Below are 21,851 nucleotides of genomic sequence, written 5' to 3' on the forward strand. Positions count from 1 at the left end.
GTGACCCCGTCCGATCCGACGGGCGGACTGCGGGCCGGACTGCGCGGCCTCACCACCCGGGGCCGCTCCTTCCTCGCGGCCGGTCTGACCGCGGTGGTCTGCTCCTACCTGCTCGACCAGGACGCCCTGCTCCGGGTCGGCGTGCTGCTGGCCGCGCTGCCGCTGGCCGCCGCCCTGGTGGTCGCCAACACCCGCTACCGGGTGGCCAGCGGACGCCGGCTCAGCCCGCGCCGGGCGATCGCCGGCCAGGAGGCCCGGGTCCACCTGCGGGTGGACAACGTCTCCCGGGTGCCCACCGGGCTGCTGCTCCTGGAGGACAAGGTCCCGTACGTGCTCGGGCCGCGCCCGCGCTTCGTGCTGGACCGGGTCGAGCCGCGCGGCTTCCGCGAGGTCTCCTACCGGGTCCGCTCCGACCTGCGCGGCCGCTACCCGCTCGGGCCGCTGCAGCTGCGGCTGGCCGACCCGTTCGGGATGTGCGAGGTCAACCGCGCCTTCGCCGCCTCCGACGTGCTCACGGTCGTCCCCCAGGTCCAGGCGCTGCCGCAGGTGCGGCTCAGCGGCGAGTGGCTCGGCCAGGGCGAGAGCCACGCGCGCACGCTGGCCCTGGCCGGCGACGACGACGTGATCCTGCGCGAGTACCGGCCCGGCGACGACCTGCGCCGGGTGCACTGGCGCTCCACCGCCCGGTACGGCGAACTGATGGTGCGCCGCGAGGAGCAGCCGCAGAAGGCCCGCGCCACCGTCCTGCTGGACACCCGTGAGGTGGGCCACCGCGGCAGCGGCCCCGCCTCCTCCTTCGAGTGGGCGGTCAGCTGCGCCGCCTCGGTCGCCGTGCACCTGCTGGAGCGCGGCTACCAGACCCGGCTGCTCACCGACACCGGCCAGTCGGTGCCCGGCCCCGGCGACGGCGGCCACAACCTGGCCTCCGACACCTCCGGGCTGATCCTGGACGCCCTCGCGGTCGCCGACCTGTCCGAGGGCGCCGGGCTCTCCCGCGCCGAGGAGCCGCTGCGGGCCGGCGGCGAGGGCCTGCTGGTCGCCGTCCTCGGCGACCTGGACGACGCGCAGGCCGCCCGACTGGCCCGGCTGCGCGCCCGGACCGGCGGGGCCGTCGCCTTCCTGCTCGACGCCGAGACCTGGACCGGCCTGCGGATGCTCGCCCCCGACACCGGCGGCGACGCCTTCCGCGCGCGGGTCCGGGAGCTGCGCGAGGCCGGCTGGACGGTCCTGCCGGTCCGGGCCGGCGACTCCGTGCCGGACCTGTGGCGGGCCGCCGACGGCGCCAAGACCACCGCCCCCTACCGAGAAGAGGCCGGCGCGTGACCACCCGGGCCAAACTGACCGTCTACTCGGCGCTGGCCACCGTCCTCGCCTCGCTCTGCATGCTGCCGCTGCTGACCACCCGCAGCTGGCTCACCCACGCCTTCCTGGTGGTCGCGGTGGTCGCGGCGGTCGGCGCGGGGATGCGCCGCTCCCCGCTGTACCGCTGGTCGGTGCCGGTGGCCCAGCTGCTGGTGCTGTTCCTGCTGATCCTGATCGGTTTCGCCGGCTCCGGGATGATCGCCGGCGTGCTGCCCGGTTCGTCCTCGCTCCAGGTGCTGAGCCGGGTCTTCTCCGGCGGCCTCGACGACATCCGGCAGTACGCCATCCCGGCGCCGCCGACCGCCGGGCTGCGGCTGATCCTGGTCTCCGCGGTCGGCCTGATCGCCGTCCTGGTGGACACCGTCGCGGTCACCTACCGGCGGGCGGCGCTGGCCGGCCTGCCGCTGCTGGCGCTCTACTCGATCGGCAACGGCCTGGCCGGTGAGCACGGCAGCTGGGTCTGGTTCTGCTTCGCCGCGGCCGGCTACCTGGTGCTGCTGTTCGCCGAGGGCCAGGACCGGGTCTCCCGCTGGGGGCGGGTCTTCCGCGGCGGCTCGAACGGCATGCTGTCCTCCAACCAGGTCAGCCTGGGCGGCCAGCAGGTCGGCGTGCTGGCGCTGGCGCTGGCGATGCTGCTGCCGGTCTTCCTGCCGCGCTGGGACCTCGGGCTGCTGGGCTCCGACTCCGGCGGCGGCGGCAAGGGCGGCGGCGGGAGCGTGACCACCAGTCTCGACCCGCTGGTCAGCCTGGAGGCCTCGATCACCAAGCCGAGCGACACGGAACTGCTCAGCTACAAGATGGAGAGCGACCTGGCCGGCCAGACGTACCTGCGCACCGGCTCGCTGGACCAGTTCGACGGCACCAACTGGAAGCTCAGCAGCCCGGTGGTCACCGCCCTCCCGACCACCCTGCCCGCCCCCGAGGGACTGCGGGACACCAACGTCCCCCGGATCGTGGGCGACTTCACGGTCAGCGAGAATCTGGAGAACAGCTGGCTGCCGATGCCCTACCCGGCCGCCTCCGTCTCGCTCCCCGACCGCGGCCAGTGGCGGCTCGACCCGATGACCCGCACCGTGCTGCCGGCCGACGCCAAGGCGATCCGCGGCCTGCACTACCAGGTCAGCACGCTGGACCTGCGGCCCACCGCCTCCGAGCTGCGCGCCGCCACCCCTGCCCCGCAGGACATCCGGGACCACTACACCGCCATCCCCTCCGACCTGCCCCCGGTGGTGGCCGAGCGGGCCAGGGCGGTCACCGCGGGCGCCCGCAACGACTACGACCGGGCGACGGCCCTGGTGAACTGGTTCACCGGCTCGGAGTTCACGTACGACACCTCGGTCCAGGGCGGCACCGGCAGCAACGCAATCGCGGTCTTCCTTCAGGACCGCCGGGGCTTCTGCGTGCACTTCGCCTCCACCATGGCGGCGATGGCCCGGGTGCTGAAGATCCCGGCCCGGGTCGCGGTCGGGTTCACCCCCGGTGATGCCAAGGCCGACGGCACCTACTCGGTGACCGGCAAGATGTACCACGCCTGGCCCGAGCTGTACTTCTCCGGCTACGGCTGGATGCGCTTCGAGCCGACCCCGAGCCGGGGCGTCCCGGCCCGCTACTCCGAGGGCTCCGGCGTCCCGACCACGGCGCCCACCCAGCAGCCCACCGCCGCCGCGACCAGCGCGGCCGCCGTCCCGGCACCGACCAACAGCTCCGACTGCACCGCCAAGCAGCGTCAGCTGGGCGACTGCGGCCCCAAGAGCAAGGCCGTCAGCCAGGCCGCCGATGACTCCTGGCTGCTGTCCGGGCAGGTGCTCGGCACCCTGGCCGTGGTGGTGGCGCTGATTCTCCTGCTGCTCGTACCGATGTTCTGGCGCACCGCCGTGCGCCGTCGCCGACTCGGCGGCGGCGGGCGGCGCCGACCCGGCGGGGACGGTCCGACGGAGCTCACCGACGCCCAGGTGCTGGCCGCCTGGGACGAGCTCGTCGACTCCGCCTGGGACCTCGGAATTCCCCCGGACGAGTCACGCACCCCGCGCTCGGCCGCCCGGCGGATCACCGAGGCGGCCGAGCTGGACGCGGACGCGGCGGCCGCCACCGGTCGGCTGGCGCTGGCCACCGAGCGGGTGCTCTACGCCCCGCCCGGGCAGGTCACCACGGCCCCGCTGGCCGCCGACGTGCGCACCGCCCGGCGTGCCCTGTGGGCCGGTGCCGGCCGGGCCGGTCGGGTGCGGGCGCTGCTGCTGCCGCCGTCCTCGGCGCAGCTGTGGTGGCGGCTCTCCGACGCGGTGCGGGCGGCCCGGACGGCGGTCGGCGGCACGGTCACCCGGATCTCCGGGGCGGTCACCGGCCCGGTGCGGCGGGTGCTCGCCCGGCGGAGGAAGTCCACGCCGGAGTCCTGACCCCGGTGTCCTGGCCCCGGAGCGCTGACCGGGGTCAGGACACACGAGAGCCGGGGCGGGCAGTCCATCGACTGCCCGCCCCGGCTCTCGTACGTCTGCTCTCGTACGTCCTCGCGGAACCGCTGCTCAGAACCCGCCGGTCTGCTCGTCCCGGCGACGCTGCCAGCGCTGCTCCACCCGGTCCATCATCCCGGCCTTGCGGCGCGGGGCGGCGGCCTGGCGGGGACCGGAACCCTGGCCCGCGGGGGCCCGGCGCCAGCCGGTGACCGCGAACACCGCGCACCCGAGCATCACCAGGAAGCCCACGACGCTGACCCAGATCTGGTCCGGTACGACCATGCCGCCCATCAACAGGCCGATCCCCACCACGAAACCGGCGACGGCCAGGTAGACCCGCCGACGGGTGAAAGTGCGCAGCCCGGTTCCCTCAAGCGCCGACGCGAATTTGGGATCTTCGGCATACAGCGCTCGCTCCATCTGGTCGAGCAGTCGCTGCTCGTGCTCCGAGAGCGGCACGGAGTCCTCCTACTCGTCGGTCGCGGGTGCGACCGGTCCGCCACCCCGGTCGGGGAGGCCAGTCCAATCAGCCTTGGGCATGCGGTCGGACGCCCGTGCGGGGGACCCGGCCCGTGTCGTCCATATGCCCCACGCGTCCGGCTGTCATGCTTTCCGGCTTTACCCAGATCATACGGTCCGTGGGCCCGTTACGGAGTGGTCTGCGCCGCGTGGGCCTGGCCACTTCGACCGGGCACGGCCGCACCCGGGTCAACGCGGGAGGGCTCGGACAAGTGCCCGACCTGTTGGAATCGGCCCGGACCTGGGGTGCTCCGGGAATGCGCCGGGGCGAACGGCGGGCGTCCGGCAGGCGAACCGGGTGGTCAGGCCAGGGTGGCCAGCAGGTGCAGCTGGGTGGCGACGGCGTGGAAGGCGGGCTGCGCGGCGGCGGCCTCCTCCAGCTTCAGCAGGGCCTCCATCGCCCCCGGCTCGGTGTCCACCAGCACCCCGGGCACCAGGTCGGCGAAGACCCGGACCCCGTGCACCGACTCCACCCGCAGTCCCGCGCCCTCGGCCAGTCGGCCCAGCTCCTCGCCGGTGAAGCGGCGCGGCATCGGGTCCTGCTCGCCCCAGCGGCCGTCGGCGGCGGAGAGCACCGTACGGGCCTCGGTGAAGTGGCCGGCCAGCGCCCGGGCCAGCACGGCGCCGTTGCGGTTGGCGGCCAGCAGGCTGACCAGGCCGCCCTTGCGCAGGGTGCCGGCCAGGCTGCCGAGCGCCTCGGCCGGGTCGTCCACCACCTCCAGCACACCGTGGCAGAGCACCGCGTCCACGCTGCCGGGGGCGACCAGCTCGGGCAGCGTCTGGGTGTCCCCCTGGACGGCCCGGACCAGCTCCGTCACCCCGGCCTCCGCAGCCCGGCGCTCCAGCGCGAACAGCGCGTCCGGGCTCGGGTCGACCACGGTGACCCGGTGGCCGAGCCTGGCCACCGGCACGGCGAAGTTGCCGGTGCCGCCGCCGGTGTCGACCACGTCGAGCACCGGCTGGTCCAGCTCGGCCGCCCGCTTCTCCAGGGCTGCCCGCACCACCTCCCAGACCACGGCGGTACGCAGGGCACTGCGGGGACGCGTCGGGTACAAGGTGGGACTCCTCGGCACGTGCAGATCGATCAGGATGCCTCCACCTTAGGGCCTGTCTCCTGGATCCCTGCCGGGGCCGCGACGTCCACGCCCGGGGGCTCGTCGCCGTCGAACGGCAGCCGGGGCGCGGGCGGGGCCGGACGCAGTCCGAGCAGGCGTTCCACCAGGCGCAGGAACAGGGCCGAGTTGCGGATCAGGTCGTCGGCGTCGCGGGCCGAGGCGGCACCCCGGATCCCGGCCTCGGCGGCGGCCCGGCGGCGGGCGCCGGCGCCGTAGTAGAGCGCCCATTCGGCGAGTTCGGGGGCCACCTCGGGCAGCACCTCCCAGGCGCTGCGGATGGCCTTGCGCCGGCGCGGGTTCTTCTCCGGCCGCCCGCGGACGGCGAGCACGGCCGCCACCGTGCGCAGCGCGGCCAGATGGGCGGTGGCGTAGCGCTCCAGCGGGTCCTCCAGCGCGCGGGCGCGGGCCAGCGTGCGGTGGGCGTCGGCGAGCAGGTCGAGGGCGGCGGGCGGCGCGGCGATCCGGCGCAGCACGGGATGGACGTCCCGCCCGGCGGGGCGGCCCCCGGCCGGGTCGGGGGTGTGGGGCAGGGCGGCGGAGTGGAGGCGGGCGGTGACGGGCTCCGGGTGGCTGATGGTCATGGTCTCCCCCGTTCCGAGGCAGCGCGCGGACCGGGTGGTCCGTGCTCCTCCATCGTGAACGGCGGCACTGACAATCCGGCCCCGGGAAAGCGCGCCGGCGGCGGTCGCGGTCCCCCCGGTCCGCGCCGCCGCCGTCTGCCGTCGCCCCGCCCACCCCCACCGGGCGACCGTGGCGAACTCCCCCCGTTTCCCCCGTACCCCCCGTACGGTGACCGGCCTCCCCCCGGCCCGCTCCGCCGCCCCGTGTCGGCGGTGCGGGGCCCGAGACCGGCGCCCGAGGAGGATCCCGGCCGCCCCGGGCCGTTCCGGCCGGGGGCGGACGGATCCGCCACCCGGGCGGCCGGCGCCCGACGCGCCGTCCTCCCGGGTGCCACCACTCTCCCGTCCCAGCAGGTCGGCGGGCCATCCGCTGACGTACTCAACCGCGGATCTGAGTACCCGTACTCAGTCGGCCGCGGCCGACCGGGCGCGGAACCGCGGCGGCGGCCCGCGGCGTCCCGGTCCGGGTACGGTACGGCGGGGCCGGGCGGTCCCGGCCGGGGTCGGGAGACCCGGGACGACGAGGAGGGGGACGCGATGACGGTCCTGCCGCTGATCTTCACCAGCGGTCTGGCCAGCGGCATCAACGCGTACGCGGTGGTGCTGCTGCTCGGCCTGCTGGGCCGGTTCGCCGGGGCGGAGTCGGTGCCGCACGCGCTGGAGCGCACCGACGTGCTGATCGCGGCGGCCCTGCTGTTCCTGCTGGAGGCGGTGGCCGACAAGATCCCGTACGTGGACACCGTCTGGGACGCCGTGCACACCGTGATCCGGCCGGTCGCCGGCGCGGTCGTCGGCGTGCTGATCGCGAGCAACGACCCGGGCTCGCTGAGCGACGTCGCGGCCGGCGCGATGGGCGGCACCACGGCGCTGGTCACCCACCTGGTGAAGGCCTCGCTGCGGATGGCCGTGAACACCACGCCGGAACCGTTCAGCAACATCGCGGTCAGCCTGACGGAGGACCTCTCGGTGGCCGGCCTGGTCACCCTGGCGATCTTCCACCCCTGGGTGGCCGCCTCGATCGCCGCCGTCCTGCTGCTGGTCGGCCTGCTGCTGGTCTGGCTGGCGATCAGCCGGATCCGGGCCTTCCGGGCCCGGCGGCGCGAGCGCAAGGCCGCCCGGACGGCCGCCGACCGGCCGCCCGCAGGTCAGCCCTAGGATCAGGGCATGGCACGGATCGTCATCATCGGCGCAGGAATGAGCGGGCTCGCGGCGGCCTCCCGGCTGGCGACCCTCGGACACCGGGTGACGGTCTGCGAGGCGAGCGGCACGTACGGCGGCATGGTCGGCCGGTACGAGCGCGACGGCTTCGCCTTCGACACCGGGCCGGGCCTGCTCGCCCTCCCGGCGGTCTACCGCGACCTCGCGCTGAAGACCGGCCGGGAGCCGCTGGAGGAGCTGGTCGACCTGGCGCCGGTGGACCCGGAGAGCCGGCACCTGTTCCCGGACGGCACCGCCGTCACCCTGCCCAACGCCTCCCGCGGCGGTGTCAGCCAGGCCCTGGACGCCGCCTTCGGGGCCGGCTCCGGCGCCCGCTGGAGCGAGGTGATGAACCACGGCCGGACGGTCTGGGAGGCCACCCGCCGCCCGCTGCTGGAGGAGCCGCTCCCGGCCGACCGCGCGTTCCTGGGCACCGACCCGTACCCCGCCCCGCCGCCCACCGGCCTGGCCCGGCTGCGCCGCCCCCGGCCCTGGACCCTCCGGGACGTCGCCGCACGCGAGCTCGGCGGCCACCCCGGCCTGACCGCCCTGCTGTTCGAGCCCGCCGTCCGGTACGGCTTCCCCCCGGGCGAGGCGCCGGCCGGGGCCACCGTGCTGCCGTACATGGAGCAGTCCTTCGGCGTCTGGTACATCCGGGGCGGCCTGCGGTCGCTGGCGGACGCGGTGTTCCGCCGCTGTGAACTGCGCCGGGTCGGGTTCCGCTTCGACACCCCGGTCACCCGGGTGGTCGTCGAGGGGGGCCGGGCGGCCGGGGTCGAGACGGCGGACGGCCGGATCGACGCGGACCTGGTGGTCTCCGCGATGGACACCAACGCCTTCTTCCGCCACGGCCTCGCCGAGTGGCCCGGGCTGCCCGTCGACGACTGGGAGCCGCACGAGGTGCCCGGCCGGTTCAGCGTGCTGCTCGCCCTGCGCGGGGCCCGGCCGGAGGGCACCGCGCACCGAACGGTGGTGCACGCGGCCGACCCGGCCGCCGAGGCGAACGCGCTGACCCTCTCGGTGCCGCCCTGCGAGCGCCCCACCGTCCAGGTGCTGCGCCCGGACGACCCGTCGCTGCGGCCGGACGACGCCCACGAGAGCGTGGTGCTGACCGCGACCGTCCCGGCCCAGGGCGAGTTCGACTGGACGGCCCCGGGCGTCGCCGACCGCTACGCCGACCGGCTGCTCGCCCATGTGGACGCGGCCGGCCTGGGCCTGCGCGAGCGGGTGCTGTGGCGGGTCGTGCGCACCCCGGAGGACACCCGCCGGGAGACCGGCACCCTCGCCGGCGCGGTCGCCCGCCCGGTCCTGGCCGGCTCCTCGGGCACGTGGCTGAAGGCCGCCAACGAGTCCCCCGTCCCCGGCCTCTACCTGGTCGGCGGCAACGCCCACCCCGGCGGCGGGCTCGCCCGGGTCGGCATGTCGGCCTGCATCACCGCCGGCCTGATCGGCCCGGCGTAGCGCGGAGGCGCCGGCCTCAGCCCTGGTGCCAGGTGTTCTGCTGCTGGTAGCCGTAGTTCTGGTCGTACGCCGGCTGCTGCGGGATGCCCTGGCCGTGCTGGTCCGGCTGGGGCTGCCACTGCTGGTGGTCGTGCTGCTGGTGGTCGGGCTGCTGGGCGTTCGGGTCCCAGGCCTGTTGCTGCTGCTGGTAGCCCGCGTACGGGTCCTGGACCTGCTGGTAGCCGCCGTACGGGTCCTGCTGCTGTTGCGGGTAGCCGCCGTAGGACTGCTGGTCGTAGGCGTAGGCGGGCTGCTGCTGGGGCTGCCACTGCTGCTGCTCGTAACCGGGCTGGTAGCCGGCCTGGGTGTACGGGTCCTGCGGCTGCTGGGTCTGCGGCTGCTCGTAGTACGAGGGGGCGTAGACGCCGTCCTGGGCGAGCTCCTGCATCTCGAAGGCGGCCGTCTGCTCGACCTCCGGGACGTCCTCGGCGGCCGGTCCCGGCACCGGGTCCGGGGTCTCCTCGACCGCGCTGACCTCGCCGACCCGCTTCTCCTCCGCCGCCGCGGCGGCCGCGACCACCGCGCCGCCGGTGAGGGCGCCGAGCAGCGGGACCTTGGCGAGCGGGCCGGGCAGGCTGCCGTCGGCCTTCCGCAGGGACCAGCCGGCCTGGTAGCCGCGCTTGACCGAGAGGGTGACGAAGGCCTGGCCGACCGCGAACAGGCCCGCTCCGGCGCCGATCACCACGACCGAGCCGAGACCCATCCCGACCGCCACCGCCAGGAAGCCGGTCAGGGCGAGCACCCGCCAGTGCACCGGCGCCCGGTTCTGCAGCAGCACCTCGGCGACCAGCCAGAGCGCCACCACCGCCAACGCGACGTACAGCAGCAGGTATCCGATGCCCATCCGCGCGCTACCTCCAGTCGCGTGCCCGCGCTAGCCGCGCGTGTGCGGCGACTGTACCGGTTCAACGGCCGGGGTACCGCATCGCGTTCCCGCCCCCGGAGGCCCCGGTCGGAGGCGACCGGGGCCCGCCACCGGATGCCGGTGACGGGCCCGTGAACAGCGGTGATCAGCGCTGGTGCAGCCCCAGGTTCTGGTAGATCTCCAGCGTCGCCGTCGAGTGGTTGAGCGTGATGAAGTGCAGGCCGGGCGCGCCCTCGGAGAGCAGCCGCTCGGCCATCGCGGTGGCGTGCTCGATGCCGAGCGCCCGCAGCGCCGCCGGGTCGTCGGTGACCGCCCGCAGCCGGGCCTCCAGGTCGGCCGGGAAGGCCGAGCCGCTGAGCTGGGGGAAGCGCTCCAGCTGCTTGGCGTTGGTCACCGGCATGATCTCCGGGATGATCGGCGTCTCGCAGCCCGCGGCGGTCACCCGGTCGCGGAACCGCAGGTAGTCGTCCACCTCGAAGAACATCTGGGTGATCGCGTAGTCCGCGCCGGAGCGGACCTTGGCGACGAAGTGCCGGATGTCCTCGTCCCAGTCGGTGGAACGCGGGTGCATGTTCGGCGAGGCCGCGACGCCGACGCAGAAGTCGCCGATGCCCTTGATCAGCTCCACCAGCTCGTAGGCGTAGGTGACGCCGTCCGGGTGACGGACCCACTCGCCCATCGGGTCGCCGGGCGGGTCGCCCCGGACCGCGAGGACGTTCCGCACGCCCTGGTCGGCGTACTGGCCGATGATGTTGCGCAGTTCGGCGACCGAGTGGTCCACCGCGGTCAGGTGGGCGACCGGGGTGAGCGTGGTCTCGGTGGCGATCCGGCCGACGATGTTGACGGTGCGCTCGCGCGAGGACCCGCCGGCGCCGTACGTCATGCAGACGAAGTTCGGGTCCAGCGGTTCGAGCCGACGGATGGCGTCCCAGAGCTTCTGCTCGCCGACCTCGGTGCGCGGCGGCATGAACTCGAACGAGAAGGAGCGCTTTCCGGCCGCCAGGAGCTCGCGAACCGTCTGTGCGCGGTCCGTTCTCGTGGAAGCGATGCCGAGTGCCATGCTGGCAGGCTATCGGGCCTCCGGAGGGGGCGGACAACTCGATTCCACGATTCGGGACAAGTAGTGGATGCCCTTCCGGTTCACCCTCCCGCGCCCCGGCGACCCCGCTCGCACATCCGTTCCCAGCCGCCCGGCTACGCTTGCTGCACCCCAGCGAACCCAGCGGAGCAGCATCGTGACCTCGTCCACCATCCGGCCGGCCAACCCCATTGACGTGGAGGACGTCCGCACGCGCGTCAACGCAGCCCTCGCCGCGTTCATGGACGGCCAGTCCGCGCTGCTCGGCACGATCTCCCCGCAGCTGGTGCCCGCCTCCGACGCCCTGCGCGACTTCCTGCTGGACGGCGGCAAGCGGCTGCGCCCGGCCTTCTGCTACTGGGGCTGGCGCGCCGCGGGCGGGCCCGCCGACGGCACCGGGATCGCCAACGCGGCGGCCGCGCTGGAGCTGCTGCAGGCCAGCGCCCTGGTGCACGACGACCTGATGGACCGCAGCGACACCCGCCGCGGCCTGCCCTCGGTGCACCGCCGCTTCGAGGCGCTGCACCGGGACAGCGGCTGGCGCGGCGACCGCGAGCAGTTCGGCTCCTCGGCCGCGGTGCTGCTCGGCGACCTGCTGCTGATCTGGTGCGACGAGCTGTTCCTGCGCTCGGGCCTGGACCCGGCGGCGGTGCTGGCCGCCAAGCCGGTGTTCGACCTGATGCGCACCGAGGTCATGGTCGGCCAGTACCTGGACGTGCTGGAGCCGGTGGCCGGCGACTCGGCCGACCAGGGCGCGCTGGAGCGGGCGCAGACCGTCCTGCACTACAAGTCGGCGAAGTACACGATCGAGCGGCCGCTGCAGGTCGGCGCGCTGCTCGCCGGGGCCGGGCCCGGGCTGGTGGAGGCGCTCGGCGCGTTCGGACTGCCGCTGGGCGAGGCCTTCCAGCTGCGGGACGACCTGCTCGGCGTCTTCGGGGATCCGGCGGTCACCGGCAAGCCCGCCGGGGACGACCTGCGCGAGGGCAAGCGCACCCTGCTGGTCGCGCACGCGATGCGCGCCCTGCCGACGGCCGACGCCCGGCACCTGGACGCCCGGCTGGGCGCCCGGGACCTGGCCGCCGAGGAGGTCGCCGGGCTGCGCGAGCTGGTCGCCCGCAGCGGTGCGCCGGAGCTGGTGGAGGCCCGGATCGAGGAGCTGATGCGGCAGTCGCTGGCCGCGCTCGAAGCGGCCCCGCTCGCCGACGGACGGGCCCGCGCGGTGCTGCTGGCACTGGCCGAGGCCGCCACCGTCCGCAAGTACTGACGGACGGCGACGGCCCCGGAGGCCGTCAGACCGCGCGCACCCGGCGGGCCAGCTCGGCGGCGGCCGCCCGCGGGTCCTCGGCCGCGGTGATCGCCCGGACCACCACGATCCGCCGGGCGCCGGCGGCCAGCACCTCGTCCAGGTTGCCGAGGTCGATCCCGCCGATCGCGAACCACGGCCGGTCGGTGGCCTGCTTCGCCGCGTACGAGACCAGGTCGAGGCCCGGCGCGTGGCGGCCCGGCTTGGTCGGGGTCGGCCAGACCGGGCCGGTGCAGAAGTAGTCGACACCCGGCTCGGCGACGGCCGCGTCCACCTCGGACTCGGCGTGGCAGGAGCGTCCGATCAGCACGTCCTCGCCGAGGATCGCCCGGGCGGCGGGCACCGGCAGGTCGTCCTGGCCGAGGTGCAGCACGTCCGGCCGGGCCGCGTGGGCGACGTCGGCGCGGTCGTTGACCGCCAGCAGCTTGCCGTGTCGGCGGCAGGCGTCGGCGAAGACCTCCAGGGCCGCCAGCTCCTGCCGGGCCTCCAGGCCCTTGTCCCGGAGCTGGACGATGTCCACCCCTCCGGCCAGCGCCGCGTCCAGGAACTCGGCCAGATCGCCCTGCTCGCGCCTGGCGTCGGTGCACAGGTAGAGCCGGGCGTCGGCCAGCCGGGCGCGCAGCGTGTCCGCCGCCATCAGATCAGCATCGCCTGGGCGCGGCGCTTGACCTCGGTGCCGCGGTTCTCCCGCAGTGCCTGGATCGGGCTGCCGGGCAGCGACGGGTCCTCGGTGAAGAGCCACTCCAGGATCTCCACGTCGTTGTACCCGCAGTCGCGCAGCACGGTCAGGGTGCCGGGCAGGTGCTTGACCAGGCCCGGGCCGTCGATGAACGCCGCCGGGACCTGCAGCGACTTGTTCGGGCCGCGCCGGACGGCGATCAGCTCGCCCTTCTTGACCATGTTGCGGACCTCGGTGACCAGCACCCCCCACTGCTCGGAGATGTCGGGGAGGTACACCCACTCGGTGACCAGGGCTTCAATCTTGCTTTCGATCTCGCTCACGCCACCAGACTGCCACCTCGGCACCGCCCGGCGCTAAGCGGTGGCCCCCTTGAGCGGCACCGCGGGGTCCGCGGCGAGGGCCCGGTCGAGCACCGCGCCGCGCTCGATCAGCTTCCGGCCCTGGGTGAGGTCGCGCGGCCGGTCCACGGCCAGCAGCGCGCTCGGCGCCCCGTCGCGCAGCCAGAGCACCGACCAGGCGGCGTCCTGCGGGCTGCCGCGCCACAGCAGTTCGTCGCCCGCCGCGTGCCGGCCGGCGTACTGGACCATCCGCCCGAACTGCTCGGACCAGAAGTACGGCACCGGGTCGTACGGCGCGTCCGCGCCCAGCACGGCGGCGGCCGCGGCCCCGCCCGACTGCAGCGCGTGGTCCCAGTGCTGGACGGCCAGCCGGGCGCCGGAGCGGGCCGACGGGTAGCTGACGCAGTCCCCGGCCGCGAACACCCCGGGCAGGGTGGTGCGCAGCCGGCCGTCCACGACCACCGCGCCGGAGCCGTCCAGCTCCACGGCCGAACCGGCCAGCCAGCCGGTCGCGGGCCGGGCGCCGACGCCGACCACCACCTCGTCGGCGGGCAGGCGGGTGCCGTCCGCCAGCAGCACCGCCCCGGGCTCGACCGCGGCCACCCCGACCCCGCAGCGCAGTTCCACCCCGGCCCCCGCGTACCAGGCCGCCATCGCCGAGCCGACCTCGGTCGGCAGCGCCCCGGGCACCGGCGCCGGACCGGCCTCGACCACGGTCACCGCGCAGCCGGCCTGCCGGGCGGCGGTGGACACCTCCGCGCCGATCCAGCCCGCACCGACCAGCACCAGCCGCAAGCCGGGGCGGAGCAGGGCGCGCAGCGCCAGCGCGTCGTCCAGGGTGTGCAGCAGGTGGGCGCGCTCGGCCCCGGGCAGCGCGCGCGGGGTGGCGCCGGTGGCGATCACCAGGGAGTCGTACCGCAGGTCGCCGCCGTCGGTGTGCAGCACGCCCGGGGTGAGGCCGGTGGCGCGGCGGCCGGTCAGCAGCTCGATGCCGAGGCCGTCGTAGTCGATGTCCAGGGTGGTGGCGTCGGCCTTGCCGAGCAGGACGTCCTTGGAGAGCGGCGGCCGGTCGTACGGCGGGTGCGCCTCCTCGCCGACCAGCTGGATCCGCCCGGGCCAGCCGCCCTCGCGCAGCTTCAGGGCGCACTGCGCCCCGGCCAGCCCGGCCCCGACGACGACCACCAGCTCCGTTGCGCTGCTCAGCTCTGCCACGCCCGTCACTGTACCCACGGGCCCGGTGGCCCCCGGTGGCCGCCCGTCCCACCCCTCGCACGGCCCTTCGGCCGGGCCGACCCCCGGCGTTAAGGTGGGTGCACCACACGGGAGCCCGGCGTACCGGGCTGAGAGGCGGGCTGACACGGCCCGCGACCGTCCGAACCTGATCCGGGTCATACCGGCGAAGGGAGAAGAGCAGCTTTGTCACGCTTGTCAGCAGGCAGCCACGCGGACGTACTGGTGATCGGCGGGGGCGTCATCGGCCTCGCCGTGGCCTGGCGCGCCGCCCAGCGCGGGCTGCGGAACGTGATCGTGATCGACCCCCGGCACGGCGGGGGCGCGGCCGGGGTCGCCGCCGGGATGCTCGCCCCGGTCACCGAGCTGCAGTACGGCGAAGAGCCGCTGCTGCACCTCGGGGTGGCCTCCAACCGGCGGTACGAGGGCTTCGCCGCCGAGCTCACCGAAGCGAGCGGCGGCCTGGACACAGGCTACCGCCGCTGCGGCACCATCGCCGTCGCGCTGGACTCCGACGACCGCGAGGAACTGCGCGAACTGCACGCCTTCCACCAGCGGCTGGGCCTGGACTCGACCTGGCTGACCGGCCGGGAGGCCCGGCGGCTGGAGCCGATGCTCGCCCCGGGGGTTCGCGGCGGCCTGCACGTCGCGGACGACCACCAGGTGGACCCGCGCCGGCTGCTCACGGCCCTGGTCGCCGCCTGCGAACGGGCCGGCGTGCTGCTGCACCGGGCCGAGGCCGTCGAGCTGCTGGTCGAGGACGGCCGCGCGACCGGAGCCCGGCTGAGCACCGGGGAGCGGCTGACCGCCGGGCAGGTGGTGCTCGCCGCCGGCCCGCACAGCCACCGGCTGCCCGGCCTGCCCGAGGGGGTGCTGCCCGCGGTGCGCCCGGTGAAGGGGCAGGTGCTGCGCCTGCGGATCCCCGAGGCCTACCGGCCGTTCCTCTCCCGCAACGTCCGCGCGGTGGTGCGCGGCCAACACCTGTACCTGGTACCGCGCGAGAACGGCGAGCTGGTGATCGGCGCGACCACCGAGGAGCAGGGCTACGACACCACCGTCACGGCCGGCGGGGTGTACGAACTCCTGCGTGACGCGCATGAGTTGGTCCCGGGGATCACCGAACTCCCGCTGTCCGAGACGGCCGCCGGACTGCGCCCCGGCTCGCCGGACAACGCCCCGCTGCTGGGCCCGACCGCACTGCCCGGGCTGATCGCCGCGACCGGCCACTACCGCAACGGGGTGCTGCTCACCCCGGTGACCGCCGACCTGCTCGCCGACTACCTGGCGACCGGTGAAGTCCCCGACCTGGCCAGGCCGTTCACGCCCACCCGGTTCTCCCCCGCATCCCCCCTGATGAAGGCCACCGCATGACCGAGATCCGCACGCCCGAGCTCGACACGACCGGGATCGACACGACCGAGATCGAGCTGACCGTCAACGGCGAGCCCCGCCTGGTGCCCGCCGCCACCACCCTCGCGGCCCTGGTGGCCACCGTCAGCACCGCCCACAGCGGTGTCGCCGCCGCCCTCAACGAGGCCGTGGTGCCGCGCAGTTCGTGGCCCGCGACGGCACTGAACAGCGGCGACCGGATCGAGATCCTCACCGCCGTCCAGGGAGGCTGAGCCATGGCCGACGACCTGCTGACCATCGCCGGGACGACCTTCTCCTCCCGGCTGATCATGGGCACCGGCGGAGCACCGAGCCTGGAGGTACTGGAGCGCGCCCTGCTCGCCTCCGGCACCGAGCTGACCACCGTGGCCATGCGCCGGGTGGACGCCACCACCCAGGGCTCCGTCCTGGACGTGCTCACCCGCAACGGCATCCGGGTACTGCCCAACACGGCCGGCTGCTTCACCGCCGGCGAGGCCGTGCTGACCGCCCGGCTGGCCCGCGAGGCGCTCGGCACCGACTGGGTGAAGCTGGAGGTGATCGCCGACGAGCGGACCCTGCTGCCGGACCCGATCGAGCTGCTGGACGCCGCCGAGACGCTGGTCGACGACGGCTTCACGGTGCTCCCGTACACCAACGACGACCCGGTGCTGGCGCGCAAGCTGGAGGACGTCGGCTGCGCGGCGATCATGCCGCTGGGCTCGCCGATCGGCTCCGGCCTGGGCATCCGCAACCCGCACAACTTCCAGCTGATCGTCGAGGACGCGGGCGTCCCGGTGATCCTGGACGCGGGCGCCGGCACCGCCTCCGACGTGGCGCTGGCGATGGAGCTGGGCTGCGCGGCGGTGATGCTCGCCTCCGCGGTGACCCGGGCCCAGGAGCCGGTGCTGATGGCCGAGGCGATGCGGCACGCCGCCGAGGCGGGCCGGCTCGCCCACCGGGCCGGCCGCATCCCGCGCCGCTTCCACGCCGAGGCCTCCTCCGCGATGGCGGGCCGCGCCGACCTGGACTCCCGCGAGCGGCCGGCCTTCTAGCCCGCACCGGCCGCACAGCCCGTGCAGGCCGTGTAGGCCGTGTAGGCCGTGTAGGCCGTGTAGGCCGTGTAGGCCGTGTAGGCCGTGTCACAAGCCGGTCCCGGAGCGGTGTCCGCCGGGACCGGCGGCCGGGCGCCCCACTAGACTCGCCGGGTGGACATGGCCTTGCACGACCCCCTGATCGGCGCCCTGCTCGACAACCGGTACCGGGTCGAGCAGCGGATCGCGACCGGCGGGATGTCCACCGTCTACAAGGGCACCGACACCCGGCTGGACCGGGTGGTCGCCCTCAAGGTGATGCACCCCCAGCTGGCCGGCGACGAGGGCTTCACCGCCCGCTTCATCCGTGAGGCCAAGGCGGTCGCCAAGCTCACCCACCCCAATGTGGTCAACGTCTTCGACCAGGGCGCGGACGGCGGAAACGTTTTCCTCGCCATGGAGTACGTGCCCGGCCGCACCCTGCGCGACCTGCTGCGCGACCGCGGCGCGCTGTCCGTCCGGGCCGCCCTGGACGTGCTGGAGCCGGTGCTCGCCGCCCTCGGCGCCGCCCACCGGGCCGGGCTGGTCCACCGGGACGTCAAGCCGGAGAACGTGCTGATCACCGAGACCGGTCTGGTCAAGGTCGCCGACTTCGGCCTGGTCCGGGTGCTCGGCAGCGCCGAGGGCGCCCCCACCTCGACCAGCACCGCCACCGGCGGCACCGTCATGGGCACGGTCTCCTACCTGGCCCCCGAGCAGATCCTCCCGGACGCCCCCACCGACCAGCGGGTCGACGTCTACGCGGCCGGCATCCTGCTGTACGAGATGCTGACCGGCCGCCGCCCGCACACCGGCGACAACCCCGTCCAGGTGATGTACAAGCACCTGCACGAGGACGTCCCCGCCCCCTCGCTGATCGCCCCCTCCGTCGCCCCGGCGCTGGACGCCATAGTGGCCGGTGCCTGCGCCCGGGCCGCCGACGCCCGCCCGTACGACGCGGTGGAGCTGCTCGCCGCGCTCCAGCGGGTCCGCCGCACGCTCACCCCGGCCGAGCTGGACGCCGAGCCGCCGGCCTCCACCCGGCCCAGCCCGCGCTACCCGACCAGCGAGCCGACCTCGGTGATCCAGCAGCTCCCCCGGCCCGCGGACGCCCCGGCGCCGGAGCGCACCAGCGTGCTGGACGTGCCGGCCGAGCTGATGGAACAGCTGCTGGTCGAGCCCCGCCCGTACGACGAACCGACCCCGGTCCGGGCGCGCCGGCCGAGTCGGCTGCGCCGCCTTCCGCGCAAGCCGCTGATCTGGACCGCCGCGCTGACCGCCCTGGTGCTGGCGGTCGGCGGGGTCACCTACGGGATCTCCGAGGGGCTGTACGGCTCGGTGCCGAGCGTGCTCGGCAAGGACCGCTCGGAGGCGCAGCGGATCCTGGACCGGGAGGGCATGCACGGCCGGTACGTCGAGACCTTCAGCGAGTCGGTGCCGACCGGGCAGGTCATCTCCACCGACCCCGGGGTGGGGGCGCGCACCCGCAAGAGCGACTCGGTGACGGTGACCCTCTCCAAGGGCCCCAAGCGGGTCGCGGTGCCGGACGTCACCGGCAAGAGCGCCGACGACGCGGCCGCCGCGCTGGCCGGCGCCCAGCTGACCAGGGGCGGCGTGACCCAGACCTACGACGACACCGTGCCGGAGGGCTCGGTGATCAGCAGCTCGCCGGCCGCCGGGCAGCTGCTGCAGGAGAACGCCGCGGTCGCGCTGGTGGTCAGCAAGGGCATGGTGCCCGTCCCGGACGTCACCGGGATGAACCGGGACGACGCCCAGAAGGCGCTGCAGGCGGCGGGCTTCACCATGAAGGCCGGGACCGACTGGACGCTCGGCATGGGCAAGGTGGGCAGCCAGTCCCCGGCGGCCGGCGAGCGGCGCCCGCAGAAGTCCGTGGTGACGGTCAACTACTCGCTGTTCTGACGGCGGTTGCGGCGGCGTCGGCCGCTCAGCGGAGCGGCCCGTCGCCCGGCTCCTCCTGGTAGGAGTAGCGCTGCTCGCGCCAGGGGTCGGCCAGGTTGTGGTAGCCGCGCTCCTCCCAGAAGCCGCGCCGGTCGGCCCGCATGTACTCCACCGCGCGCACCCATTTGGGGCCCTTCCAGGCGTACAGCCGGGGCACCACCAGCCGGACCGGGAAGCCGTGCTCGGCGGTCAGCGCCTCGCCGTTGCGGTGGGTGGCGAGCAGGGTGTGCTCGTCGGCGAAGTCGGCCAGCCGCAGGTTGGCGCTGTAGCCGTACTCGGCCCAGACCATCACATGGGTGACGCCGGGCGCCGGGGGCACCAGGTCGAGCAGCAGGGCCGCGGACACGCCCGTCCAGGTGTTGCCGAGCACCGAGAACTTGGTGACGCAGTGCAGGTCGGCGACCACGGTGGTGCGCGGCAGGGCGTTGAAGGCCGGGAAGTCCCAGCTGCCCTTCTCCGCCGAGGCGGTGGCGCCGAACACCTGGAGGTCCCAGGTCAGCGGCTTGAAGCGGGGCACCGGGCCGTAGTGCAGGGCGGGCCAGCCGCGCTGGACGCGCTGGCCCGGGGGGAGTCTCGGGTCAGACGGCGGAAGCGGCTCTCGTTCGGACTGACCCATGGCTCCATGGTGACAGACGGCGGACAAGCCCCGTCGCGCGCCCCTTCACACACTGTTCACGCCCGGCCCGTACGGACCAACGGTCGACCGCCCCGCCCGGATTACCGCCCAAATCGGATATTCCGACACATGTCCTAGTGAGTGTGAACTTACTGGAATTTTCTCCCGATACGGTGCCAGGATGCCCAGCGCAGGACTCACCGCAGGACGGAACGCTGGGAGGCAGCACCATGCAGGGCGACCCGGAGGTCATCGAGTTCCTCAACGAGCAGCTCACGGCCGAACTCACCGCGATCAATCAGTATTTCCTGCACGCCAAGATGCAGGAGAACTTCGGCTGGACGAAGCTCGCCAAGTACACCCGGCACGAGTCGTTCGACGAGATGAAGCACGCCGAGACGCTCACCGACCGGATCCTGTTCCTGGAGGGGCTGCCCAACTACCAGCGGCTGTTCCACGTCCGGATCGGCCAGACGGTCAAGGAGATGTTCGAGGCGGACCGCCAGGTCGAGGTCGAGGCGATCGACCGACTGAAGCGCGGGATCGTGGTGATGCGGGCCAAGAACGACGTCACCTCGGCGAACATCTTCGAGTCCATCCTGGCCGACGAGGAGCACCACATCGACTACCTCGACACCCAGCTGGAGCTCGTCGAGAAGCTCGGCGAGGCGCTCTACCTCGCCCAGCTGATCGAGCAGCCGGAGTCCTAGGCCACCCGCAGCGGGACCACCGGCGCGACCGGCACCATCGGCACGACCGGCCCGGCAGCCGTCCGGCCGACCGGCTCCGGGACGGCCTGGACCTCCGGGTCGGCGAGGCCGAGCTTCGCGGCCAGCCGGGCGGTCGGGCAGGGCCGGGCGCCGTGCTCGCCGAGCAGCGCCTGGATCCGCCGGACGCAGGACCCGCAGTCGGTGCCGGCCTTGCAGCCCTTGGCTATCTCGCGCGGGGTGGTGGCGCCCGCGTCGATCGCCGTCTTCACCTGGGCCTCGGTGACCGCATGGCACATGCACACGTACATAGCGGTCTCTCCCGGGGTGAAGCGCGGTGGGGCACGGAGTGGATCTTGACTAAGGCTAGCCTTAGTTCACTGAGCCTCACCTTACCTGGCGAAACGGGCACGAAAAAGCCCCTCCGGACTCGGTGAACCCGAATCCGGAGGGGCATTCGTCACATCAGCGCCGTCGGATCGGCGCCGTCGGATCACTGGCCGCGGTACATCTCCGCCACCAGGAACGCCAGGTCCAGCGACTGGCTGCGGTTGAGCCGCGGGTCGCAGGCCGTCTCGTAGCGCTGGTGCAGGTCGTCCACCAGCACCTCGTCGCCGCCGCCCACGCACTCGGTGACGTCGTCGCCGGTCAGCTCCACGTGGATGCCGCCCGGGTGGGTGCCGAGGGCGCGGTGCACCTCGAAGAAGCCCTTGACCTCGTCCAGCACGTCGTCGAACCGCCGGGTCTTGTGACCGCTGGAGGCCTCGAAGGTGTTGCCGTGCATCGGGTCGCAGATCCACACCGGCTTGGCGCCGGAGGCGGTGACCTTCTCCACCAGGGTGGGCAGGTGGTCGCGGACCTTGCCCGCACCCATCCGGGTGATGAAGGTCAGCCGGCCGGGCTCGCGCTCCGGGTCCAGCTTCTCGATCAGGGTGAGCGCCTCGTCCACCGAGGTGGTCGGGCCGAGCTTGACCCCGATCGGGTTGCGGATCTTCGAGGCGAACTCGATGTGCGCGTGGTCCAGCTGGCGGGTGCGCTCACCGATCCACACCATGTGGCCGGAGACGTCGTACAGCTCGCCGGTGCGCGAGTCCACGCGGGTCAGCGCGGTCTCGTAGTCGAGGATCAGCGCCTCGTGCGAGGAGAAGAACTCGACCGCCTTGAACTCCTCCGGCTCCACGCCGCAGGCGCTCATGAACGCCAGGGCGTTGTCGATCTCCCGGGCGAGCTGCTCGTAGCGCTGGCCGGCCGGCGAGTTGCGCACGAAGTCCTGGTTCCAGGCGTGCACCTGGCGCAGGTCGGCGTAACCACCGGTGGTGAAGGCGCGCACCAGGTTGAGCGTCGCGGCGGACGCGTTGTACATCCGCTTCAGGCGCTCCGGGTCCGGGATGCGGGACTCGGGGGTGAACTCGAAGCCGTTCACCGAGTCGCCGCGGTAGACCGGCAGGGTCACGCCGTCGCGGGTCTCGGTGGACTTGGAACGCGGCTTGGAGTACTGGCCGGCGATGCGGCCGACCTTCACGACCGGCACCGAGGCCGCGTACGTGAGCACGGCGGCCATCTGCAGCAGGGTCTTCAGCTTGTTGCGGATGTGCTCCGCCGACACGCCGTCGAAGGCCTCGGCGCAGTCGCCGCCCTGGAGGAGGAACGCCTCCCCGCGTGCCACGGCACCGAGCCGGGCGCGCAGCTGGTCGCACTCACCGGCGAAGACGAGCGGCGGATAGGAGGCGAGCTCGGCAAGGGTCTTGCGCAGAGCCTCTTGGTCCGGCCACTCAGGCTGCTGCGCCGCGGGCAGGGACTGCCAGGAGTGGCCAGTCCTCGTGTTCTCAGTCGTTGCGGTCACATGGCAAGGCTACGGGGTGGCGCGAG

General features: G+C 74.2%; 21 protein-coding genes and 1 riboswitch. Of the genes, 10 read left to right on the plus strand and 11 right to left on the minus strand.

The window, feature by feature from the left end; all coding sequences use genetic code 11:
• Entirely contained in the window at positions 1-1,323 is a 1,323-nt protein-coding gene (locus ACIP4P_RS40555; RefSeq protein WP_400928090.1) for a DUF58 domain-containing protein, read from the plus strand.
• Positions 1,320-3,755 (plus strand): transglutaminaseTgpA domain-containing protein, encoded by a 2,436-nt coding sequence (locus ACIP4P_RS40560; protein WP_400928093.1) that lies wholly within the window; start codon positions 1,320-1,322, stop codon positions 3,753-3,755. The genes ACIP4P_RS40555 and ACIP4P_RS40560 overlap by 4 nt, the downstream gene beginning before the upstream one ends.
• A 126-nt stretch (positions 3,756-3,881) precedes the next feature.
• Here the strand turns inward: ACIP4P_RS40560 and ACIP4P_RS40565 are convergent, their stop codons facing one another.
• The 3 genes from ACIP4P_RS40565 to ACIP4P_RS40575 all read right to left on the minus strand — a co-directional run bounded on the left by ACIP4P_RS40565 (position 3,882) and on the right by ACIP4P_RS40575 (position 6,021).
• Entirely contained in the window at positions 3,882-4,271 is a 390-nt protein-coding gene (locus ACIP4P_RS40565; protein ID WP_350515624.1) for a DUF3040 domain-containing protein, read from the minus strand.
• 362 nt (positions 4,272-4,633) lie between these two features.
• Positions 4,634-5,386, minus strand: a complete 753-nt coding sequence (locus ACIP4P_RS40570) for a methyltransferase domain-containing protein (protein ID WP_400928097.1) — start codon at positions 5,384-5,386, stop codon at positions 4,634-4,636.
• 29 nt (positions 5,387-5,415) lie between these two features.
• Positions 5,416-6,021, minus strand: coding sequence for an SAV_6107 family HEPN domain-containing protein (locus ACIP4P_RS40575; protein WP_400928157.1), 606 nt, complete (start codon positions 6,019-6,021; stop codon positions 5,416-5,418).
• 582 nt (positions 6,022-6,603) lie between these two features.
• On the opposite strand from ACIP4P_RS40575, the gene ACIP4P_RS40580 reads away from it, so the two are divergent.
• A complete protein-coding gene (locus ACIP4P_RS40580) occupies positions 6,604-7,221 on the plus strand; it encodes a DUF4126 domain-containing protein (RefSeq protein ID WP_400928100.1) in 618 nt (205 codons plus the stop codon).
• A gap of 9 nt (positions 7,222-7,230) precedes the next feature.
• Entirely contained in the window at positions 7,231-8,724 is a 1,494-nt protein-coding gene (locus tag ACIP4P_RS40585) for a phytoene desaturase family protein (RefSeq protein WP_400928103.1), read from the plus strand.
• 16 nt (positions 8,725-8,740) lie between these two features.
• On the opposite strand, the gene ACIP4P_RS40590 is transcribed toward ACIP4P_RS40585, so the two are convergent.
• Together ACIP4P_RS40590 and metF are read right to left on the minus strand one after the other, a co-directional pair.
• On the minus strand, positions 8,741-9,607 hold the full coding sequence (locus ACIP4P_RS40590) for a hypothetical protein (protein WP_400928106.1): 867 nt from the start codon (positions 9,605-9,607) through the stop codon (positions 8,741-8,743).
• Between the two features lie 166 nt (positions 9,608-9,773).
• On the minus strand, positions 9,774-10,688 hold the full coding sequence (gene metF, locus ACIP4P_RS40595) for a methylenetetrahydrofolate reductase [NAD(P)H] (protein WP_400928109.1): 915 nt from the start codon (positions 10,686-10,688) through the stop codon (positions 9,774-9,776).
• Positions 10,689-10,863: 175 nt separating this feature from the next.
• On the opposite strand from metF, the gene ACIP4P_RS40600 reads away from it, so the two are divergent.
• Positions 10,864-11,970, plus strand: a complete 1,107-nt coding sequence (locus ACIP4P_RS40600; RefSeq protein ID WP_400928112.1) for a polyprenyl synthetase family protein — start codon at positions 10,864-10,866, stop codon at positions 11,968-11,970.
• 25 nt (positions 11,971-11,995) lie between these two features.
• Here the strand turns inward: ACIP4P_RS40600 and thiE are convergent, their stop codons facing one another.
• The 3 genes from thiE to ACIP4P_RS40615 are packed head-to-tail and all read right to left on the minus strand — an operon-like array spanning position 11,996 to position 14,241.
• Entirely contained in the window at positions 11,996-12,646 is a 651-nt protein-coding gene (gene thiE / locus ACIP4P_RS40605) for a thiamine phosphate synthase (RefSeq protein WP_350515632.1), read from the minus strand.
• Positions 12,646-13,011, minus strand: coding sequence for an Rv2175c family DNA-binding protein (locus ACIP4P_RS40610; RefSeq protein ID WP_350515633.1), 366 nt, complete (start codon positions 13,009-13,011; stop codon positions 12,646-12,648). The genes thiE and ACIP4P_RS40610 overlap by 1 nt, the downstream gene beginning before the upstream one ends.
• Positions 13,012-13,044: 33 nt before the next feature.
• Positions 13,045-14,241 carry an NAD(P)/FAD-dependent oxidoreductase gene (locus tag ACIP4P_RS40615; RefSeq protein ID WP_400928117.1) on the minus strand — a complete coding sequence of 399 codons (1,197 nt, stop codon included), beginning with the start codon at positions 14,239-14,241 and terminating at the stop codon, positions 13,045-13,047.
• 97 nt (positions 14,242-14,338) lie between these two features.
• Positions 14,339-14,451: riboswitch (TPP riboswitch) on the plus strand.
• Between ACIP4P_RS40615 and thiO the strand changes: the two genes are divergently transcribed.
• The 4 genes from thiO to pknB all read left to right on the plus strand — a co-directional run bounded on the left by thiO (position 14,446) and on the right by pknB (position 18,620).
• Positions 14,446-15,630 carry a glycine oxidase ThiO gene (gene thiO, locus ACIP4P_RS40620; protein WP_400928120.1) on the plus strand — a complete coding sequence of 395 codons (1,185 nt, stop codon included), beginning with the start codon at positions 14,446-14,448 and terminating at the stop codon, positions 15,628-15,630. (Overlaps the previous riboswitch by 6 nt.)
• Before the next feature lie 50 nt (positions 15,631-15,680).
• Positions 15,681-15,881, plus strand: coding sequence for a sulfur carrier protein ThiS (gene thiS, locus ACIP4P_RS40625; protein WP_400928160.1), 201 nt, complete (start codon positions 15,681-15,683; stop codon positions 15,879-15,881).
• Between the two features lie 3 nt (positions 15,882-15,884).
• Entirely contained in the window at positions 15,885-16,682 is a 798-nt protein-coding gene (locus ACIP4P_RS40630; protein ID WP_350515637.1) for a thiazole synthase, read from the plus strand.
• A gap of 159 nt (positions 16,683-16,841) precedes the next feature.
• The gene (gene pknB, locus ACIP4P_RS40635; RefSeq protein ID WP_400928124.1) at positions 16,842-18,620 is read left to right on the plus strand and encodes a Stk1 family PASTA domain-containing Ser/Thr kinase; all 1,779 of its coding nucleotides are present in this window, start codon (positions 16,842-16,844) and stop codon (positions 18,618-18,620) included.
• 25 nt (positions 18,621-18,645) lie between these two features.
• Here the strand turns inward: pknB and ACIP4P_RS40640 are convergent, their stop codons facing one another.
• Entirely contained in the window at positions 18,646-19,275 is a 630-nt protein-coding gene (locus tag ACIP4P_RS40640) for a sulfite oxidase-like oxidoreductase (protein ID WP_400928127.1), read from the minus strand.
• A gap of 230 nt (positions 19,276-19,505) precedes the next feature.
• Here ACIP4P_RS40640 and bfr point away from each other — a divergent pair, with 230 nt between their 5' ends.
• Positions 19,506-19,985 carry a bacterioferritin gene (gene bfr, locus ACIP4P_RS40645; RefSeq protein ID WP_350515639.1) on the plus strand — a complete coding sequence of 160 codons (480 nt, stop codon included), beginning with the start codon at positions 19,506-19,508 and terminating at the stop codon, positions 19,983-19,985.
• Here the strand turns inward: bfr and ACIP4P_RS40650 are convergent.
• Both ACIP4P_RS40650 and ACIP4P_RS40655 read right to left on the minus strand, forming a co-directional pair.
• Complete coding sequence (locus tag ACIP4P_RS40650) at positions 19,982-20,293, minus strand: bacterioferritin-associated ferredoxin (protein WP_400928131.1); 312 nt, start codon at positions 20,291-20,293, stop codon at positions 19,982-19,984. The genes bfr and ACIP4P_RS40650 overlap by 4 nt on opposite strands.
• Before the next feature lie 182 nt (positions 20,294-20,475).
• Positions 20,476-21,825, minus strand: a complete 1,350-nt coding sequence (locus ACIP4P_RS40655; protein ID WP_350515641.1) for a class II 3-deoxy-7-phosphoheptulonate synthase — start codon at positions 21,823-21,825, stop codon at positions 20,476-20,478.
• Between the last annotated feature and the right edge of the window lie 26 nt (positions 21,826-21,851).

Origin of the sequence: Kitasatospora sp. NPDC089509 (assembly GCF_044749365.1) — a bacterium.
Lineage (GTDB): Bacteria > Actinomycetota > Actinomycetes > Streptomycetales > Streptomycetaceae > Kitasatospora.

Excerpts from the sequence above, each read along its gene's own strand:
- bfr (WP_350515639.1), top strand. The coding sequence starts at position 19,506 with ATGCAGGGCGACCCGGAGGTCATCGAGTTCCTCAACGAGCAGCTCACG.
- ACIP4P_RS40585 (WP_400928103.1), top strand. The coding sequence starts at position 7,231 with ATGGCACGGATCGTCATCATCGGCGCAGGAATGAGCGGGCTCGCGGCG.
- ACIP4P_RS40590 (WP_400928106.1), bottom strand. The coding sequence starts at position 9,607 with ATGGGCATCGGATACCTGCTGCTGTACGTCGCGTTGGCGGTGGTGGCG.
- ACIP4P_RS40640 (WP_400928127.1), bottom strand. The coding sequence starts at position 19,275 with ATGGGTCAGTCCGAACGAGAGCCGCTTCCGCCGTCTGACCCGAGACTC.
- pknB (WP_400928124.1), top strand. The coding sequence starts at position 16,842 with ATGGCCTTGCACGACCCCCTGATCGGCGCCCTGCTCGACAACCGGTAC.
- ACIP4P_RS40650 (WP_400928131.1), bottom strand. The coding sequence starts at position 20,293 with ATGTACGTGTGCATGTGCCATGCGGTCACCGAGGCCCAGGTGAAGACG.
- metF (WP_400928109.1), bottom strand. The coding sequence starts at position 10,688 with ATGGCACTCGGCATCGCTTCCACGAGAACGGACCGCGCACAGACGGTT.
- ACIP4P_RS40580 (WP_400928100.1), top strand. The coding sequence starts at position 6,604 with ATGACGGTCCTGCCGCTGATCTTCACCAGCGGTCTGGCCAGCGGCATC.
- thiE (WP_350515632.1), bottom strand. The coding sequence starts at position 12,646 with ATGGCGGCGGACACGCTGCGCGCCCGGCTGGCCGACGCCCGGCTCTAC.
- ACIP4P_RS40630 (WP_350515637.1), top strand. The coding sequence starts at position 15,885 with ATGGCCGACGACCTGCTGACCATCGCCGGGACGACCTTCTCCTCCCGG.